At 46.7% G+C, this 17,164-nt stretch carries 13 protein-coding genes and 3 pseudogenes; 2 read left to right on the top strand and 14 right to left on the bottom strand.

Annotation, left to right across the window (positions count from 1 at the left end):
- Nucleotides 1-71 precede the first annotated feature (71 nt).
- The 7 genes and pseudogenes from FD971_RS09995 to def all read right to left on the bottom strand — a co-directional run.
- Nucleotides 72-254: pseudogene (locus tag FD971_RS09995) on the bottom strand (sigma-54-dependent Fis family transcriptional regulator); the annotation flags it as partial.
- Between the two features lie 152 nt (nucleotides 255-406).
- Nucleotides 407-752, bottom strand: a pseudogene (locus FD971_RS10000) (response regulator); the annotation flags it as partial.
- A gap of 2 nt (nucleotides 753-754) precedes the next feature.
- Nucleotides 755-2,986, bottom strand: a complete 2,232-nt coding sequence (locus FD971_RS09820) for an ATP-binding protein (RefSeq protein ID WP_371743083.1) — start codon at nucleotides 2,984-2,986, stop codon at nucleotides 755-757.
- Nucleotides 2,987-3,060: 74 nt separating this feature from the next.
- On the bottom strand, nucleotides 3,061-3,642 hold the full coding sequence (locus tag FD971_RS09825; RefSeq protein ID WP_251368630.1) for a DUF4390 domain-containing protein: 582 nt from the start codon (nucleotides 3,640-3,642) through the stop codon (nucleotides 3,061-3,063).
- A complete protein-coding gene (gene rsmB, locus FD971_RS09830) occupies nucleotides 3,639-4,952 on the bottom strand; it encodes a 16S rRNA (cytosine(967)-C(5))-methyltransferase RsmB (protein WP_215334114.1) in 1,314 nt (437 codons plus the stop codon). Before rsmB ends, FD971_RS09825 begins: the two co-directional genes overlap by 4 nt.
- Nucleotide 4,953: 1 nt before the next feature.
- Nucleotides 4,954-5,949 (bottom strand): methionyl-tRNA formyltransferase, encoded by a 996-nt coding sequence (gene fmt, locus FD971_RS09835; RefSeq protein WP_215334115.1) that lies wholly within the window; start codon nucleotides 5,947-5,949, stop codon nucleotides 4,954-4,956.
- A 7-nt stretch (nucleotides 5,950-5,956) separates the two neighbouring features.
- Nucleotides 5,957-6,472 (bottom strand): peptide deformylase, encoded by a 516-nt coding sequence (def, locus tag FD971_RS09840; protein WP_215334116.1) that lies wholly within the window; start codon nucleotides 6,470-6,472, stop codon nucleotides 5,957-5,959.
- A gap of 71 nt (nucleotides 6,473-6,543) precedes the next feature.
- On the opposite strand from def, the gene dprA reads away from it, so the two are divergent.
- The gene (dprA, locus tag FD971_RS09845) at nucleotides 6,544-7,236 is read left to right on the top strand and encodes a DNA-processing protein DprA (protein WP_215334117.1); all 693 of its coding nucleotides are present in this window, start codon (nucleotides 6,544-6,546) and stop codon (nucleotides 7,234-7,236) included.
- Between the two features lie 196 nt (nucleotides 7,237-7,432).
- Entirely contained in the window at nucleotides 7,433-10,111 is a 2,679-nt protein-coding gene (locus FD971_RS09850) for a DNA topoisomerase III (RefSeq protein WP_215334118.1), read from the top strand.
- Between the two features lie 59 nt (nucleotides 10,112-10,170).
- On the opposite strand, the pseudogene mnmC reads toward FD971_RS09850, so the two are convergent.
- The 7 genes and pseudogenes from mnmC to rpmH all read right to left on the bottom strand — a co-directional run.
- Nucleotides 10,171-11,172: pseudogene (gene mnmC, locus FD971_RS09925) on the bottom strand (FAD-dependent 5-carboxymethylaminomethyl-2-thiouridine(34) oxidoreductase MnmC); the annotation flags it as partial.
- A 47-nt stretch (nucleotides 11,173-11,219) separates the two neighbouring features.
- Nucleotides 11,220-13,067, bottom strand: coding sequence for a phosphoenolpyruvate carboxykinase (GTP) (locus FD971_RS09855; protein ID WP_215334119.1), 1,848 nt, complete (start codon nucleotides 13,065-13,067; stop codon nucleotides 11,220-11,222).
- A gap of 89 nt (nucleotides 13,068-13,156) precedes the next feature.
- Nucleotides 13,157-14,536, bottom strand: coding sequence for a tRNA uridine-5-carboxymethylaminomethyl(34) synthesis GTPase MnmE (mnmE, locus tag FD971_RS09860; protein WP_215335361.1), 1,380 nt, complete (start codon nucleotides 14,534-14,536; stop codon nucleotides 13,157-13,159).
- Between the two features lie 41 nt (nucleotides 14,537-14,577).
- The gene (gene yidC, locus FD971_RS09865) at nucleotides 14,578-16,254 is read right to left on the bottom strand and encodes a membrane protein insertase YidC (RefSeq protein WP_215334120.1); all 1,677 of its coding nucleotides are present in this window, start codon (nucleotides 16,252-16,254) and stop codon (nucleotides 14,578-14,580) included.
- Nucleotides 16,255-16,264: 10 nt separating this feature from the next.
- Nucleotides 16,265-16,501 (bottom strand): membrane protein insertion efficiency factor YidD, encoded by a 237-nt coding sequence (gene yidD / locus FD971_RS09870; RefSeq protein ID WP_215334121.1) that lies wholly within the window; start codon nucleotides 16,499-16,501, stop codon nucleotides 16,265-16,267.
- Between the two features lies 1 nt (nucleotide 16,502).
- Complete coding sequence (gene rnpA, locus FD971_RS09875) at nucleotides 16,503-16,820, bottom strand: ribonuclease P protein component (RefSeq protein WP_215334122.1); 318 nt, start codon at nucleotides 16,818-16,820, stop codon at nucleotides 16,503-16,505.
- Nucleotides 16,821-16,828: 8 nt separating this feature from the next.
- Nucleotides 16,829-16,963 carry a 50S ribosomal protein L34 gene (gene rpmH / locus FD971_RS09880; RefSeq protein WP_011903922.1) on the bottom strand — a complete coding sequence of 45 codons (135 nt, stop codon included), beginning with the start codon at nucleotides 16,961-16,963 and terminating at the stop codon, nucleotides 16,829-16,831.
- Between the last annotated feature and the right edge of the window lie 201 nt (nucleotides 16,964-17,164).

Consider the following 17,164-nt stretch of genomic DNA (forward strand, 5'->3'; position numbering starts at 1 on the left):
TGTGAGCGCTATTATCCGTCGCAACCGGAACGCTGTGTGCTGCAACATCGACAAAACTGTTGGCAGAATTTTTACTGCTCAGCTTTGTTGCGCGAAGTATCGATTCCCAAGGCTTTTAGCTTGCGGTAGAGATGGGTACGTTCTAGGCCTGTGTATTCAGAAATCTTAGTCATGCTGCCGCCCATGATGATCATTTGATGCTCAAAGTAGGCCTTTTCAAATAGGTCCCTAGCTTCGCGGAGCGGCAAATCAAAATAGGTTTTTGCAATTCCACTGATGTATTCGCCATCCTGGGCTTGTGTAGCTTGTTCGCTAACGATCGCTTTAGGGCTTGGGCTTGATGAGGTTACCGAGGTAGCCCTCTCTTCAGCAGGTTCAATATATTTGGGGGCGCTTTCCAGTGCCTTATTTACTGTCTTGAGCAACTTTTGTAGCGCAATGGGCTTTTCTAAAAAGTTGAGCGCACCAATACGAGTAGCCTCAACTGCCGTATCGATCGTGGCATGTCCAGACATCATGACTACTGGCATCGTGAGCTGCCCAGTCTTGGACCACTCCTTTAGCAAGGTGATGCCATCTACGTCTGGCATCCAGATGTCAAGCAAGACCAGGTCTGGGCGCATTTGCTCACGAATTGTGCGCGCTTGCATAGCACTCTCGGCCGCATAAACAGTGTGGCCCTCATCCGTCAGAATCTCATTGAGAAGCTCTCGGATTCCCATCTCATCATCGACCACCAAAATACTTGCCATTCTTATGCTGCCTCTTTTGCCAGATTCATAAACAAAATTGATACTTTTGCGCCAATCACTTCATCGCCCTGCATCCGGTTCCGGACTTCGATTTTGGCACCGTGATCATCCACGATTTTCTTCACTACCGCCAGACCCAATCCAGTGCCTTTACTCTTTGTTGTTACGTAAGGCTCAAAAGCCCTTGCCAATATCTTAGCTGGAAACCCCGAACCACCATCACTTATTGTTAAACGCACCGCATTTTGTGGAATGCCATTTACCTCACCATAAGGTACTAATTCTGTTTTTACTTGAACTGGCTCAGTCTGATGTTGGCCTTCAAGGGTAGCATCTTGTGCATTTTGCAAAAGATTATGAATAATCTGTCTGAGTTGCGTTGGGTCACCCATGATATTTGGGCAGCGTGAGTCCAGCTGCGTTTTTATAGGACTTCCTTCATACAGACCCAAAATCTCTTGCGTCAAAGTATTGATTGAGACAGATTTGAGTTGCGGGCTTGGTGTCTTTGCAAAATCTCTAAAGTCATTCACCATTTCTTTCATGGCTTGAACTTGGCCGATGATGGTTGCTGTACTGCGATTCATCATCTCTTCTTGTTCAGGACTTAGTTTACCGGCCAGCTTATGCTGTAGTCGCTCTGCTGAAAGCTGTATGGGGGTTAGTGGGTTTTTAATCTCATGCGCTAGACGTCTTGCGACTTCGCTCCAGGCAATGGAGCGCTGTGCACTCACAACATCGGTAATGTCATCAAAGACCACCATGCGCAAGTCAGCCGTTAACTCTGTTCCACGAATGAATAAAGTAACCCCCAGCTCATTCTCAAACTCATTTGTACTATGGAGCTGGATCTGCTTTTGCCATACTGGTGCTGATTTATTCTCGCCCACCTCCGGCTGACCAGTCTCTACGCCTACTGCCAATTTCATTGTGGCAAAGCCTTCTTTGATCGCTTGTTCAAACTCGACAAGCATAGGACTGTCGCTCAAGGGGCACCCATCCAGCTGCGTTAAATCTTGTCCAAAAATGCGATCAGCTCCTGCATTACTAGAAACCACATTAAAGTTTTTATCAAAAATACAAACGCCAGCAGTTAAATTGCCTAATACCGTTTCCAAAAATGATTTGGATTCTTGGAGAGATGTTCTAGTATCTGCCAACTGGCGTGTCATTACATTAAATTGCCGCGTCAACATTCCCAACTCATCGCCAGTATCCAGCTCTGGCTTGGGTGATAAGTCCCCCTGAGCCACGGCTTGCGTTCCTTTTAATAGCATGAGTAAAGGTCTAGCCAGTTGACGGCCCAACACTAATGCGAGGGTAACCGCGACAAATAATGCAAAAAATAGCGTTAATGTAAGCGTACCCACAAACATTTTTCGTAAACCGGTCCTGCCCAAAGACTTCTCTTGGTAGTCGCTGTAGGCAGACTCAACTGCAACGATATTTTTGGCTAATGGGCCAGGAATGAAGCGCACTAACTGCAAAAAATATTTATCTTCTACATCTTTGCCAGAATCAAGTTTGCTGGAGATATGTTTTTTACGCACGATCGGCACAATCGCCCGGACTCGATAACCGGGTTGCCCCCCATTCACTTCGATTTGCTCAACCGAGGTGATGCCCTTCTTTTTAAATGCCTCGGCAACAACATCGGGGGCCGGGGCAGGCAGATATTTTTTAGGGCGCGACTCGCTACTAAGGATCAAATTGCGCTGGATACTAAACAGGCTGACTTCTTGGATGCCAAATTGATTACGAATCTTCATCACCATGGGGCCAACTTGTTCAGAAGTTGCGCCAGATGGGACCTGAACAATTTGCTCAGCAATGTAATTGCCCTCAGCTAAAATTTCTTCTTGTGCAACACGCAAGGTAACGCGCCCTAATTCAAGGCCTGCATCCAGGGCAGACTCCACCTGAACATCAAACCAAGTTTCAATACTGCGTGATACAAACTGTAAAGAAACGCCATACAAAATTAATCCTGGAACAACACCAACCAACGCAAAAATCATGGCTAACTTGGCAACCAAGCGCGTACCAAATCGGCCTTTATGCCAACGAACCGCGATCACAATCACCAAAGTCAGAATGACAAGGGTTAAGCAAATGCCAATGATGAAGTTGGCAGCATAGAGCCAAATAAAATAGTTATCAAAAAATTCGGTGTTAGATGTTGCAATAGATAGCAACACTAAAAGTAAGAGTGCAAAGCTAGCAATCACCGCCATCGCTATTGGCAGTGCGCGTCTTTTCCAAGCATCCTTTTCAAATGCGTTTGATCCAATGAAGTCTAAAGATATCTTCATCGTTTGATGACGTTAGGGCCATTTGATGAAAATGGAAAGCGGAGCCAATCACTGGTGACATTCCAGTCGCGGTTATTTAACGCATTCACTTGAAACGGCTTCGGCAACTTGCTTAAGTCTAGGGTCATTCTGAGTGCGGCAGTGTAAGACTTGCTTGAATCGATTTGGTTGCTATCAATTACTCGCCAGCCGCCAATACTTCCTGCAGCTTGTAAAGCTTCAAACATCGTCCTAGCAGAAAAAGTAAAGCCTTCGGAGGCAATACGATATTGTTGCGTCATTGGCTGATAAGACAGGCGTGTTAGTCGCTGAGCAACCACAGGTCTTTCATCAAACCAGTACCAACGTGATCTCGTGAGGTCAAACTCAGTTTGAAAATATAAGACAACACCTTTTTGAACCGCATCCTCTAAGCCCGGGGTTAATTCAATCTGAAACGCGGCATTTAATAGCCAATCACTATCCACCCGCTCTAGATCAGCAGATTTAAGCTTGATACCCTCTGCGCTAGCCGCGGCCGAAAATAAACTCAGCGCCATCAAAACACACAGGATGAATTGTTTAATGCCTTGGGTCATGGACCATTTTTCTTAAACAAAGCGTAATAAAAACCATCATTTAACTCAGTGGGCAAGATTTGACCGGGGGCACTTAATCGTAATGCATCGCCATGCTCCGCTACAAACCAAACAGCCTGCTCCTCACCCTCCTCAGGAAATACGGAACAAGTCACATACAAAAGCGTTCCGCCTATCTTAAGCATCTTCCAAGCCTGCTCCAAAATAGCACGTTGTCTTAGTTGCAATGCTTTAATGTCCGCCTCACGACGCAAAAAGGGAATATCGGGATGTCTTGCAACAATGCCCGATGCCGAGCAAGGTGCGTCCAATAGAATTTTGTCGAATGGCTTAGCATCCCACCAAACCGCCTTTGAAGCATCGCCACGGACTACTCGAACACGATCAGACTGAAGTCGCAAACGGTCTAAATTGCCGCCAATTTTTCCAAGACGCTGTCCATCCAACTCCAAAGCAATCATCTCGCATTGTGCCAGCTCTAATAAATGCGCTGTTTTTCCGCCAGGTGCAGCACACGCATCTAATATGCGATCACCCGGTTTTGGATCAAGCAGTACGGCTGCAATTTGGGCCCCAGCATCTTGAACAGAAACTGCGCCGCTATAAAAATCTGGCAAATCTGAAACGGGTACCGGCTCTCGCAAGAGCAGGGCAGAATCTAATGCAATCCCAGCAACACTTTTTACGGGTTCAGCAGCTATACCAGCTTGATGCAATAACTCTTGGTATTCCTTACGTGAATGTTGTTTGGCATTTACCCGCAAAATCAACGGTGCGCGCTGAGCTTGCTGAATCAGCATAGCCTGCCAGGACTTCGAATAGTTACGTTTCAAGCTGGCGCGCCACCATGCCGGAAAGAACATTGGAATTGGGTCTGGTGGATAAGGCTTCTCATTCTCAGCCTGAACTGCGAGACTGACCTTTCGCAATACCGCATTCACTAATCCCTTGGCATACATCGTCGGCTCATATTCGCTGCAGGCTTTGACAGCCTGATCAACGATCGTATGTGCTGCGTAGCCTTTGCCCTCAGTGGCGCCCTGCAAAAATAAAGCAATCGCTACGCTTAATAAGTATTCCACTTCAGTTGGTGGCGACTTTGGGATGAATTGCTTAATGAACTCATGTGACCTCACCCACTTACGTAAAGCATCAAACGTGAGACTTTGCACAATTGGGCGCTCATGAGCATCCAGTTGATCCAACACCTCTGTGAGCGATCGACCCACCATCACCTCGCCAATTGCTTGTGCAGAAATAGTAATCGCCTCTGATAGCGGAAGACTGCGTGGTGTTTTTTGATCGGTCAAATTAATCTTTCTTGAACTGCATTATTTTTTCTTGGATGCGATAGCTTTGAAGGCAAGCACTGGCGCTCGTTTTTTTTCCGCCGGGCTTTTGCATTTCTAAAACCTCAATCACCCCATCTCCACACTGAACAAATACGCCATCCCCTTCAAATCCCAAAACTTGTCCTGGAGTTGCGTTTTGGTGTGTTTGCATTTTGCTTGGCAAACGAGCATTCCAAAACTTAAATTGCTCACCGTGAAGATAACTAGTAGACCCAGGAAATGGATTGAATGCACGAATGCGTTGATCAATTTCGATGGCGCTTAGATGCCAATCGATCTCCGCTTCTTTCTTTAATATTTTTTCTGCGTAAGTGATGCCCTCACTAGGCTGCGGCGTTCTTGTAATAGCGGCGCCTTGATCTAGGTCCTCGAGCACTCTGACTATAAGCTCAGACCCCAAGACTGCCAATCGATCATGTAGTGATGCGCTAGTTTCCTGGGATGTGATTTTGAGATCTTCCACCAAGATGGTATCGCCTGTATCTAAGCCTGCATCCATCTGCATAATGCTCACGCCTGTGTTAGCGTCCCCGCTCTCAATAGCACGCTGTATTGGCGCTGCACCACGCCATCTCGGCAGTAAAGACGCATGGATATTAAAGCAACCATGTCTGTTGTTGCGAGAGGCAACATCAAGAATATCTTGGGGAAGAATCAGTCCATAGGCAACCACCACCATTGCATCAAAATCTATCTCAGACAAATACTGATAAGCCTCTTGCGCAGCAGCTCTTTTTTGTGGATCTGCATGTTCCCGCTTTAATGTTTCTGGTTGCAATACAGGGATTTTTTTTTCTTGCGCAAATACTTTTACAGGGCTTGCCTGAAGATGCATGCCGCGACCTGCACGACGATCTGGCTGAGTCAGCGCCAAAACAATTTGATGACCAGCACCCTCTATTGCACGCATTGCCTGTGCAGCAAACTCTGGGGTGCCAGCAAAAACAATTTTCATTGTGCGCTTAGCGCTCGCCTACTAATTCTTTTGCGCGCTTTTTCATTTTGAGAGAAATGCGGTTACGCTTCAACATCGAGAGATACTCAACAAACACTTTGCCCTGCAAGTGATCCATCTCGTGTTGCAAGCAGACCGATAGCAAACCATCCGCCTCGACTTCAAATTCTTTGCCGTTGATATCCAGGGCTTTTACTCTCACGACTGCTGGACGATCAACTTCATCGTAATACTCAGGTACGGAGAGGCAGCCCTCCCGCCATGATTTTTTTTCTGGGCTTGACCAAACCAATTCAGGATTGATAAACACCATTAACTCGTCTTGATTGTCCGAAACATCAATCACCACAATCCGCTCATGAATGTCTACCTGGGTTGCGGCTAAACCAACACCGGGCGCTTCATACATCGTCTCCGCCATATCGGCCACAATTTTTTTGATGCGCGCGTCTACCTGCGCTACAGGTTTGGCAACCTTATGTAGGCGCGGGTCTGGGTAACAAAGGACGGTTAATAAAGCCATATAGGAATTATCCAACAGAGTAAACAGACTGTCCTGATAGTTATCTACAGCCCTATGCTGAAAATTACTTTATGTACACACCCAATAGATCAAACATCGTCCAAATACAGCGGAATACGCCTGAGTACCCAGTGCGCCTGCTGGATCTCTGCGATCCGCCAGATTCGCTCTATATATATGGCGATATTCGTTTACTAGATTTGCCAATGATCGCAATTGTGGGGGCCCGGGCAGCCAGCCCCGAAGGAATGGCAACTGCCCACTACTTCGCGCAAGCCCTGGCTACGGAAGGCTACCTCATTGTTTCCGGAATGGCCAAGGGGATTGATGGTGCAGCCCATCGCGGCGCCCTTGGGCTAGGTCAATCGACCATCGCGGTATGCGGCACCGGCCTAGACCTTGTATATCCACGAGAACATCTGGATTTAGCCCAGGCCATTGGCAGTAGGGGCCTGTTGGTGTCTGAATTTGTGCCGGGCTTGGGGCCAAAGGCCTGGCATTTCCCCCGAAGAAACCGCATCATTGCAGCCCTATCACTAGGAATCTTGGTAATTGAGGCTGCCGAGCGGTCTGGCTCGCTGATTACAGCTAGACTGGGTTGTGAGCTTGGTCGTGAGATTTTTGCCATCCCAGGATCCATACAAAAGCCACTCTCGCGAGGCTGCCACCAATTACTTCAACAGGGGGCCAAGCTGGTCCAATGCCCGCAAGATATTCTTGAGGAGCTCACAAATTATTCAAAACCTGCATTTAAACTCATTTAAAGCGGTATTTTGAGAATATTAGCCCCTCAAATCGACTCCAAATCTGCTCAAAAAATACGAGTTTTGGACTTTTATTAATTTATCGGTTAATAATAAAAAAGAGGGATATAGCCGGCTTGACCAAAATCTGGTTTAAATTGGTCACCCGTTTTCACCCATAAAAACATCATTTCAAGCTCAAATTTAGGCAAAACGCGTGGCAACTAAAGCAACTACCAAAAAAAGCAGCTCAAAGACTTCAGCCGTTGATCACCCTAAGGCGTTGATCATTGCCGAGAAACCTTCCGTTGCAAATGATATTGCCAAGGCTTTAGGCGGCTTCACCAAATACGAGGACTATTTTGAGAGCGACGACTTTGTTATCTCCTCTGCAGTGGGCCACTTATTAGAAATTGCTGCTCCCGAAGAGTTTGATGTCAAGCGCGGTAAATGGTCGTTTGCGAACCTTCCTGTGGTACCACCCTATTTTGATTTACGTCCGATTGCCAAAACAGAATCCCGTCTTAAGGTATTGCAAAAACTCATTAAGCGTAAGGACATTAATGAGCTAATTAATGCATGTGACGCGGGTCGCGAAGGTGAGCTAATCTTCCGACTAATTGCACAGCATGCAAAAGCGCCGCAGGCAATCAAACGGCTTTGGTTGCAATCAATGACACCGGCAGCTATTCGTGATGGCTTTGCTTCTCTACGTAGCGATAGCGATATGCAGCCGCTAGCAGACGCGGCACGCTGCCGATCTGAAGCCGACTGGCTAGTTGGCATCAACGGCACTCGCGCCATGACCGCATTTAATAGTAAAAGCGGTGGATTCTTTTTAACGACAGTGGGGCGAGTACAAACGCCAACGCTATCCATCGTGGTTGAGCGTGAAGAGCTGATTCGTAAATTTGTCTCTAAAGACTATTGGGAAGTAAAAGCAGAATTTATTGCAGCAGCTGGTGTATATGAAGGTCGCTGGTTCGATCCGAAGTTTAAGAAGGATGCTGCAGCGCCTGATGCGCGTGAAAATCGCCTGTGGAGTGAGGCAGCGGCACAAAGCATTGTTGCGGCCTGTCGCGACAAAAAGGCCAACGTTAAGGAAGAGGCAAAGCCGGCTACTCAACTAGCTCCGCAGCTCTTCGATTTAACTAGCCTACAACGCGAAGCGAATGCACGCTTTGGTTTTTCTGCTAAAAACACTTTGGGCTTAGCTCAGGCGCTTTATGAGCGCCACAAAGTACTGACCTATCCACGTACCGATGCAAAAGCGTTGCCTGAAGATTACCTAGATACTGTGAAGCAGACCATGGAAAACCTGGCTGAACACTCACAAGAATATCGCTCTTTTGCCAAGCAAATTTTGCAAGGCGATCCCAAGGATCCAAAAGCAAAAGCTGGATATGGCTGGATTAAGCCTAATAAACGTATTTTTGATAACTCAAAAATATCTGATCACTTTGCAATCATCCCCACCTTAGAGTCTCCAAAGACCCTCAGTGAGCCAGAACAAAAGTTGTATGACTTGGTAGTTCGTCGATTCTTGGCCGTGTTTTATCCGGCAGCCGAATTTCGGGTTACTACTCGAATTACTGAGGCATCAGGGCATCACTTTAAAACCGAGGGTCGAGTTCTAGTCTCGCCTGGTTGGCTAACCGTGTACGGCAGATCGAATCAAGCGGATGATGAGTTGGTAGCAGTACAAGAAGGGGAAACCGTACAAACGGATTCAATCGCCGCCATCCCATTAAAAACTAAGCCCCCAGCTCGCTATACCGAAGCAACTTTGTTATCCGCCATGGAAAGCGCTGGTAAGTGGGTAGATGATGATGAGATGCGCGAAGCAATGGCTGAAAAAGGCTTGGGCACACCTGCAACGCGCGCGGCAATCATTGAAGGTTTGCTGGCAGAAAAGTATATAGTTCGCGAGGCTCGTGAGCTCATCCCCACTGCCAAAGCATTTCAGCTAATGACGCTCTTGCGCGGCCTGGATGTTGAAGAATTAACACGCCCAGATCTCACGGGTAGCTGGGAAAATAAGCTTTCCTTGATTGAGCGTGGCGAGATGAATCGCGATACCTTCATGCAAGAAATTGCACAGATGACGCAACGCATCGTCAAGCGCGCAAAGGAATATGACAGCGATACGATTCCTGGTGACTATGCCACCATGACCACGCCTTGCCCGCACTGCAAGGGGGCAGTTAAAGAAAACTATCGTCGCTTTGCGTGTGAGAAGTGTGGCTTTACGATTAGCAAAACTCCAGGTGGCCGTGCATTTGAATATCCTGAGGTAGAAGAATTGCTGCGTGAGAAAACTATTGGTCCATTGCAAGGATTCCGTAGCAAGATGGGTCGTCCGTTTGCAGCAATTATTAAGTTAAGCGAAATCCCTGAAGATGATGCTGACTATCCAAACGCAGGCTTCAAGCTTGAATTTGATTTTGGCAACACGCAAGAGGATGAATCGGAGGCAATCGACTTCACTGGCCGCGAAGCTTTAGGTGTTTGTCCAAAATGTTCTGGCGCAGTATATGAAGATGGCATGCGTTACTTGTGCGAACGAAATACCGGGCCAGCTAAATCTTGTGATTTCAAAACGGGTAAGGTTGTTTTACAACAAGAAATTTCTGCCGAGCAAGTTCAGAAATTGCTCACTGAGGGTAAAACGGATTTGCTGACCAATTTCAAATCCAACCGCACCGGTCGTGGCTTTAAGGCTTATCTTGCTTTGGGTACAGATGGCAAAATTGGTTTTGAGTTTGAAGCAAAAGCACCTAAAGCAGGTGCCGCTGCTAAAGCGCCAGCGAAGAAACGTGCGGGCGCCAGTGCAGCCACCAAGTCCGCAGCAAAACCTAAGCGTGCTAGTAAAGCAAAGTCATCTTCCAGCACTTGAGCGGTAATCAGTTTGGCCGCTAAGGCCGACCACAGTGCGCCTCTTGAGCCCAGGGCTGTTGCCAAAAATATCCCTGGGCGTTGAGTTAGTGCGCCAATAATTGGCAAGCGATCGCCCGCAACGCAACGAACACCCACAAAGCTTCCCGACTTTTGAAGTTGGTTAAGCTCACCATGTTCGTAATTCAACAAGCCTCTTGCCTGCTCACGATTAAAGTCATCGCTTGCATCCCAATCCTGAAGATCGGACTCCCCCTCATCAAAACTAGAGCCTACTATCCATTGATAATTTCCATCGGATAATTTCATGGCCGGCAAACAATAACCATCGCCTGATATAGCAGTTCGAGGAAGTTTTGGTGCCCACAAGCTATTTTCATCAATAGAAAAAATACTCAACTGACCACGCACTGGCCTCAGGGGAAGTCGCACATCGATGCTTGCGGCTAACTTTTTAGTTTCGAGTGCTGCCGCAACGATGACTTTGCCAGCCGTCATAATGGCTTTATCTTGGGGGTCGATTAATTGCCAGCCGGCATCCACTTTTTCTAGTCGAGCCACAGAAGTATTCCAGCAGCAAGTCAGCCTTGGGTGGGGGGCCAACGCATCTTGCGTTGCCTCAAACAAATTTAATGATGCACCCCTCGGAAGCCAAATGCCATCCTGATGAATGCCGCAAACTTGCCTTGCATCATCTGCATTTAGTGCTTGTGCCGCGCCCTTATCAAGGTCGAGTGACTGCAGATAGCTTGCAACCTCGTCCCGATTAAAAACTTTATCTTTCTTGCTTGGCTGAAATATGCCATGCTGATTCCAAGCTTTGCCCCAGCGAGCTTCTGCCATGAGAAATGCAATACGCGTTAAACGTAATAAGCGCGGGGCACCACGACCAACATGTGGGTGGACTATAGCGTAGGCATGACTTGAACATGCTGATGCTGGATAAGGGGCTGAGTCAACAATGCAGACTGCTTGACCGCGTTCAAGCAGCTCACGTGCAATGCTTGACCCTGCAATGCCTGCCCCAATCACCACGATTTCATGGTGCTGGGGTGAGGTCATTAAATAAAGATGTTTTTGAAAAGACGTCTTAAATTTCTAGGGGGCGCCTAGGCGTTTAAGCGCTTCTCAATTTTGCTACGAGCTTCGATTAACTCTTTAGGCAAGCGCTCACCTAAATGCTCAAACAATTCTGAGTGAAGTTTGAGCTCGTTCTTCCAATCGTCAACAGCAACAGTGATCGCTTTTTCAAACTTGTCTGCTGAGTAATCGAGACCATTCCAATGCATATCAGCATGCTCTGGGCAGATACCAAATACGGTTTCTTTGCCTTTCGCTGTGCCTTCAGCGCGGCCCAAGATCCAAGACAGCACGCGCATGTTTTCACCAAAGCCAGGCCATACAAACTTGCCATTTTCATCTTTGCGGAACCAGTTAACACAATAGATCTTGGGCAGCACAGCGCCTTCAGCAGCCAGCTTGCTGCCAATGTTCAACCAATGTTGGAAGTAGTCACTCATGTTGTAACCAGCAAACGCAATCATCGCAAATGGATCACGACGCACAACACCAACCTGACCAGTAATAGCGGCAGTGGTTTCAGAGCCCATTGTTGCGGCCATGTAAACGCCTTCTACCCAGTCACGTGCTTCGCTTACCAATGGAACTGTGTTTGAGCGACGACCGCCAAACAAGAATGCATCAATTGCTACACCTTCTGGATCATCCCAGTTAGGGTCAACGGCAGGGTTATTTGTTGCGGCAACAGTGAAGCGTGAATTTGGGTGTGCAGCTTTGCGACCAGCAGCGCCATCGGCGGGAGTCCAGTCCTTGCCCTGCCAATCAATTAAGTGCGCTGGAGGTGTATCAGTTAAACCTTCCCACCAAACATCACCATCATCAGTTAAGCCAACGTTAGTAAAGATCACGTCTTGGTTTAATGAATCGAGACAGTTTGGATTGGTTTGGCGATTTGTTCCTGGAGCAACTCCAAAGTAACCAGATTCTGGGTTAATCGCAAACAAACGTGTCTTGCCTGTAACAGGGTCTTTGCGTGGTTTGATCCATGCAATGTCATCACCAACTGTAGTGACCTTCCAACCTTCGAAGCCCTTTGGAGGAATCATCATAGAAAAGTTGGTTTTTCCGCAGGCAGATGGGAACGCAGCAGCGATATGGTATTTCTTACCTTCAGGTGAAGTCACACCCAAGATCAACATATGCTCAGCGAGCCAGCCTTGGTCACGACCCATGTTGGAAGCAATGCGCAACGCAAAACATTTTTTACCCAACAAGGCGTTACCACCGTAGCCAGATCCGAAAGACCAAATTTCGCGTGTCTCTGGATAGTGCACGATGTACTTGTTTTTGTTGTTAGGCCATGCAACATCTTTTTCGCCAGCAGCCAAAGGCTTTCCAACAGTGTGAATACAAGGAACGAATTCGCCTGTAGTGCCAAGTTGGTCAATTACAGCTCTACCCATGCGCGTCATCAAGCGCATGTTGATAGCTACATATGGACTATCAGAAAGCTCAACACCAATGTGGGCAATTGGGGAGCCAATTGGGCCCATTGAGAATGGCACTACATACATCGTTCTACCGCGCATGCAACCATCGAACAATGGCTGAAGTGTGGCACGCATTTCACTTGGCTCAACCCAGTTATTAGTCGGGCCGGCATCTTCTTTTTTAGCAGAGCAGATAAAAGTACGGTCTTCAACGCGAGCTACATCATCTGGGTCTGACAATGCTAGAAAAGCATTTTTACGCTTAGCTGGGTTGAGGCGCTTGAATACGCCGGCGTTAACCAATAGCTCGCAAAACTCATCATATTCAGGCTGAGAACCATCACACCAACGAATGTTGTCTGGCTTGGTTAGCGCGGCTATAGCTGCAACCCACTGAATGAGTTTTTGATTTTTTACGTACTCAGGTGCATTGGTATTAATGGTCATGGGAGTCCTATGAAATGTAATTTTTTTGATCGCACAATTTTAACATTTTGGGCGTATTTTTAGGGCTGGGCCCACCAAGAGCAAACCCTTTACTTGCCAATACAAAATTGACTAAATATTTTTCCCAAAAGGTCGTCTGGAAGCAGTTTTCCGGTAATTTGGCCAAGCTGGTCTTGCGCTAAACGGAGCTCTTCTGCAAATAACTCCAGTGATATGTTGCCATCTGCGGCGAATTGTTGAGATTTTTCTAAATGGGCAGCAGCTCTATCTAGACAATCTAGATGCCTCCTGCGAGCCACAATAGCACCCTCTTGAGAGCCGCCCCAGCCCACAGACTCTAAAATTTTGTGTTTTAAAGCCTCAATCCCGTCGCCCGTTTTTGCCGAAATAAACAAGGGCTGGACTTCACCTTGGAGTGATGGGGCTTTGCTTAATAAATCTGATTTGTTATTGACCTCTAACACGGGGCACTTGGGTGGAAGCGCCTTCAAGATTTGATCTTTTAACTCTAAAGCGGCAAGGGTATCGGCACCCCCCTTGGCGTTTGGGTCTTGCAGAAATATCAGCAAGTCGGCGGCCCGAATGGACTCCCAAGACCTTTCAATGCCTTTTGCCTCAACTAAATCGGTGGTTTCACGCAGGCCGGCCGTATCAATCAGGTGCATGGGAACGCCATTAATGGTGATGCTTTCCTTAACGCGATCTCTGGTTGTTCCAGCGATTGGAGTGACAATGGCCACCTCCTCGCCGGCAAGGCGGTTAAGCAGGGAGCTCTTTCCAACATTTGGGGCACCAGCCAAAACTAGCTGAATGCCATCACGCAAAATCTTCCCTTGTTTTGCCCCCTCTCTCAGTAAATGCAACTTTTGCATCGCCGTGTTGAGCCTCTCGCGAGCTTGTGCGTTTTCTAAAAACTCAATTTCTTCTTCGGGAAAATCTAATGTGGACTCTACCAAAATACGTAGTTGGGTGATTTCCTCAATTAGGCCGTTGATGTCATTAGAAAAGGTGCCTTGAAGTGAGCGTGCTGCGCCGCGAACTGCATTTTCGCTTTGGGCATCAATTAAATCTGCAATTGCTTCTGCTTGGGCTAAATCAATTTTGTTGTTGAGATAGGCGCGCAAAGAAAATTCACCTGGCTCAGCAATCACTAAACCCTGATCTTTTCCCAGCTCGAGGCAGCGCTTCATGACCAACTCTAAAAGTTGTGGTCCACCATGACATTGCAGCTCTAAGACATCTTCGCCAGTGAAAGAGGCAGGCGCAGAAAAATAAATCGCTATTAGTTGATCAATTGGTGCGCCGTCACCACTTCTCAAGGTAAGAAGGCTGGCTTCACGCGGCTTTAAAGATTTCTGAAACAAAGCCTGTGCCATCGGCAGCAAGTTCGCACCGCTGATGCGAATAACACCAACGCCAGCTTTTCCCGGTGCGGTGGCGAGCGCAATGATGGGCAGCTTTCTAGTCATCATTGCGGGCACCCCCTGTTCATTCTTGGACAGCCAAAAATTTATTTAGCTGGCTTCTTTCCGAACATTTGATTGATCTGCCATTGTTGAGCAATGGACAGCAAGTTATTTACTACCCAGTAGAGAACCAAGCCCGCAGGGAAGAAGAAGAACATCACCGAGAACACTAGCGGCATATACATCATCACCTTCGCCTGAATTGGATCCGGTGGTGTTGGGTTTAGTTTAGTTTGCACAAACATAGAGGCTGCCATGATGATTGGCAAAATGTAATATGGGTCAGGAACTGATAGGTCATGAATCCAACCAATCCATGGTGCATTACGCATTTCTACTGAAGACAGTAGAACCCAGTACAAAGAAATAAATACAGGAATCTGAATAACCACTGGTAAGCAGCCACCCAAAGGATTAATTTTTTCCTTGCGATACATCTCCATCATCGCTTGGTTTAATTTTTGTGGCTCACCTTTATATTGCTCTTTCATAGCAATTAGGCGTGGCTGAACTTCTTTCATGCGCGCCATTGATTTATAGCTAGCAGCAGACAGCGGGAAGAACACCAACTTAATTAAGATCGTCAGCAAGATGATTGACCAACCCCAGTTACCCACGTATGTGTGGATATTTTCTAGCAACCAGAAAATCGGTTTAGCAAGAATAGTGAGATAGCCGTAGTCTTTTAATAAAGCAAACCCAGGGGCAATTGTTTCTAAAACACTTTCTTCTTGTGGCCCCACAAACAACTTTGCTTTCTCAACAACAGTGGTTCCGGGTGCAACTACACCCAAAGGTGTTTGCATCCCAATTCGATAAAGGTTGTTGTCAATTTTGCCGGCATAAATATCACGCGCTGCTTTGTCACTAGGAATCCATGCGCTCGCAAAATAGTGTTGAACCATCGCGATCCACGCCGGATCACCAGCAGGCACTTGCGCTGGAATGGTAATTTTATTTTTATCAATGGCTGTGAATTCCAGCTTATTGAATTTTTCTTTTTCGGTATATGCAGCTGGACCCGTGAAGGTGCTTGCAGAGAATGCGCCGTCAAAAGGTCCGATTTTTTGTTCCTGTGAGGCGTCGCGAACGATCTCCGTGTACAGCACTAGCGGCGCCGCATTTGCATTGGTTTGTGTTACACGATGGCCAATATCGACAACATAACTTCCGGGACTTAAGATAAAAGTCTTCTCAAGTTTTACGCCATTACGCTCGCTGGCTAAAACAATAAAAGGTTTTCCAGATCCATCTTTGCCAGATTGCACTAATTTAAATGTGCTGGTGTGATTTGGTAAGTCTGCGTTGCCCAAGGCAATTAAACCAGAGCGAGCAAAATATTTATGATTTGGTGTGTATTGAAATAATTCAACCGGCTTCTTTTCTGCTGTCAATTGCTTTGGCAGCTTAGCATCAACAATATTTGCGCCGTTGGCGGTTATTTCTAAAACCAATACATCGTTTTGCAAAACAAATTTTTCGGATGTTTCTATTGCGCCAGCAATAGCAGCAGGCGCCTGATTCGGCGTCGCAATGCTTGGATTTTGTATTGGCGAAGGAATATCTACTTTGGCAGTTTGGGCTTTATCGGCTACAACAGCAGTATTTACAGGGGGGCCGCCGAACATTGACGGCCTTCCTTCATGAACCTGCCAGTTGTTGTAAAGCATAAGTCCCGACATGGAAAAAACTGCCCAAAGAATTGTTTTTTTAAAGTCCATTTGCATTCACTTAATGATGAGATGTTGGTTTTACAGCAGGGTCGTGTCCGCCTTGTGACCATGGATTGCAACGCAAAATGCGCCACAGCGTTAGCCTAAAGCTTTTTAGAAATCCGTAATTTGCAAAGCAATCACAGGCGTACTGAGAGCAGGTGGGCATAAATTTACAATGCATCCCGACAAAAGGACTTAAGGTTATTTGGTACAACCTAAGGACCTTAATGGCTGCCTTGTTTATTAAGCGCACGTTAAATTAGTCCTGCAATTTGCGATCGCAGAACTTCTTTTTCTTTACTTCTGAGTCTGCCGCGGGTCTCACGTCCAATTGGCTTTTTTAGCTTCACCACAACATCACTATTAAGGTTGTTGGTTTGGGCGCCCCTGATCAATTCTCGGATCATGCGTTTTAATTGGTTGCGATCTACCGCACGCTTAGCTAATTTTTTAGCTACCGCAATACCCAAATCGGGTCTTTCGCCTTGATCTGGATGCGCCAAATACAAACCCCAATACAAACTTGTCTTGGGGCGTGTTTTTAGTAATTCAGAAATCCTGGCGCTATTCAACTGCTAAATTAAACAGCTAGACGTTTGCGGCCTTTAGCGCGACGTGCATTTAATACTGCGCGCCCACTCTTGGTTTTCATACGAATACGGAATCCGTGTGTGCGTTTACGACGTGTTACTGAGGGTTGGTATGTTCTTTTCATGATTCATCCTGCAAAACCCAGTATTTTCCTTGTTGCACGGCAAAAGGTCAACCGCTGTAGTGGAATATATAGGTATTTTTCTCTATTTAATTGGGTGCAATTTATTAAACTTTTGATTTATATGGGTTTTTTGAGTTTATACACAAGTTATCCACAGGTTTTCCACGATTTTCAAGCTTGTGGATAACTTTATGAGATCGC

This window comes from Polynucleobacter sp. AP-Ainpum-60-G11 (genome assembly GCF_018688375.1).
GTDB lineage: Bacteria > Pseudomonadota > Gammaproteobacteria > Burkholderiales > Burkholderiaceae > Polynucleobacter.

Coding starts and splice junctions, on each gene's coding strand:
- dprA (WP_215334117.1), top strand. CDS start 6,544: ATGTACACACCCAATAGATCAAACATCGTCCAAATACAGCGGAATACG.
- def (WP_215334116.1), bottom strand. CDS start 6,472: ATGGCTTTATTAACCGTCCTTTGTTACCCAGACCCGCGCCTACATAAG.
- yidC (WP_215334120.1), bottom strand. CDS start 16,254: ATGGACTTTAAAAAAACAATTCTTTGGGCAGTTTTTTCCATGTCGGGA.
- fmt (WP_215334115.1), bottom strand. CDS start 5,949: ATGAAAATTGTTTTTGCTGGCACCCCAGAGTTTGCTGCACAGGCAATG.
- mnmE (WP_215335361.1), bottom strand. CDS start 14,536: ATGACTAGAAAGCTGCCCATCATTGCGCTCGCCACCGCACCGGGAAAA.
- rpmH (WP_011903922.1), bottom strand. CDS start 16,963: ATGAAAAGAACATACCAACCCTCAGTAACACGTCGTAAACGCACACAC.
- FD971_RS09820 (WP_371743083.1), bottom strand. CDS start 2,986: ATGGCGGTGATTGCTAGCTTTGCACTCTTACTTTTAGTGTTGCTATCT.
- FD971_RS09855 (WP_215334119.1), bottom strand. CDS start 13,067: ATGACCATTAATACCAATGCACCTGAGTACGTAAAAAATCAAAAACTC.
- FD971_RS09825 (WP_251368630.1), bottom strand. CDS start 3,642: ATGACCCAAGGCATTAAACAATTCATCCTGTGTGTTTTGATGGCGCTG.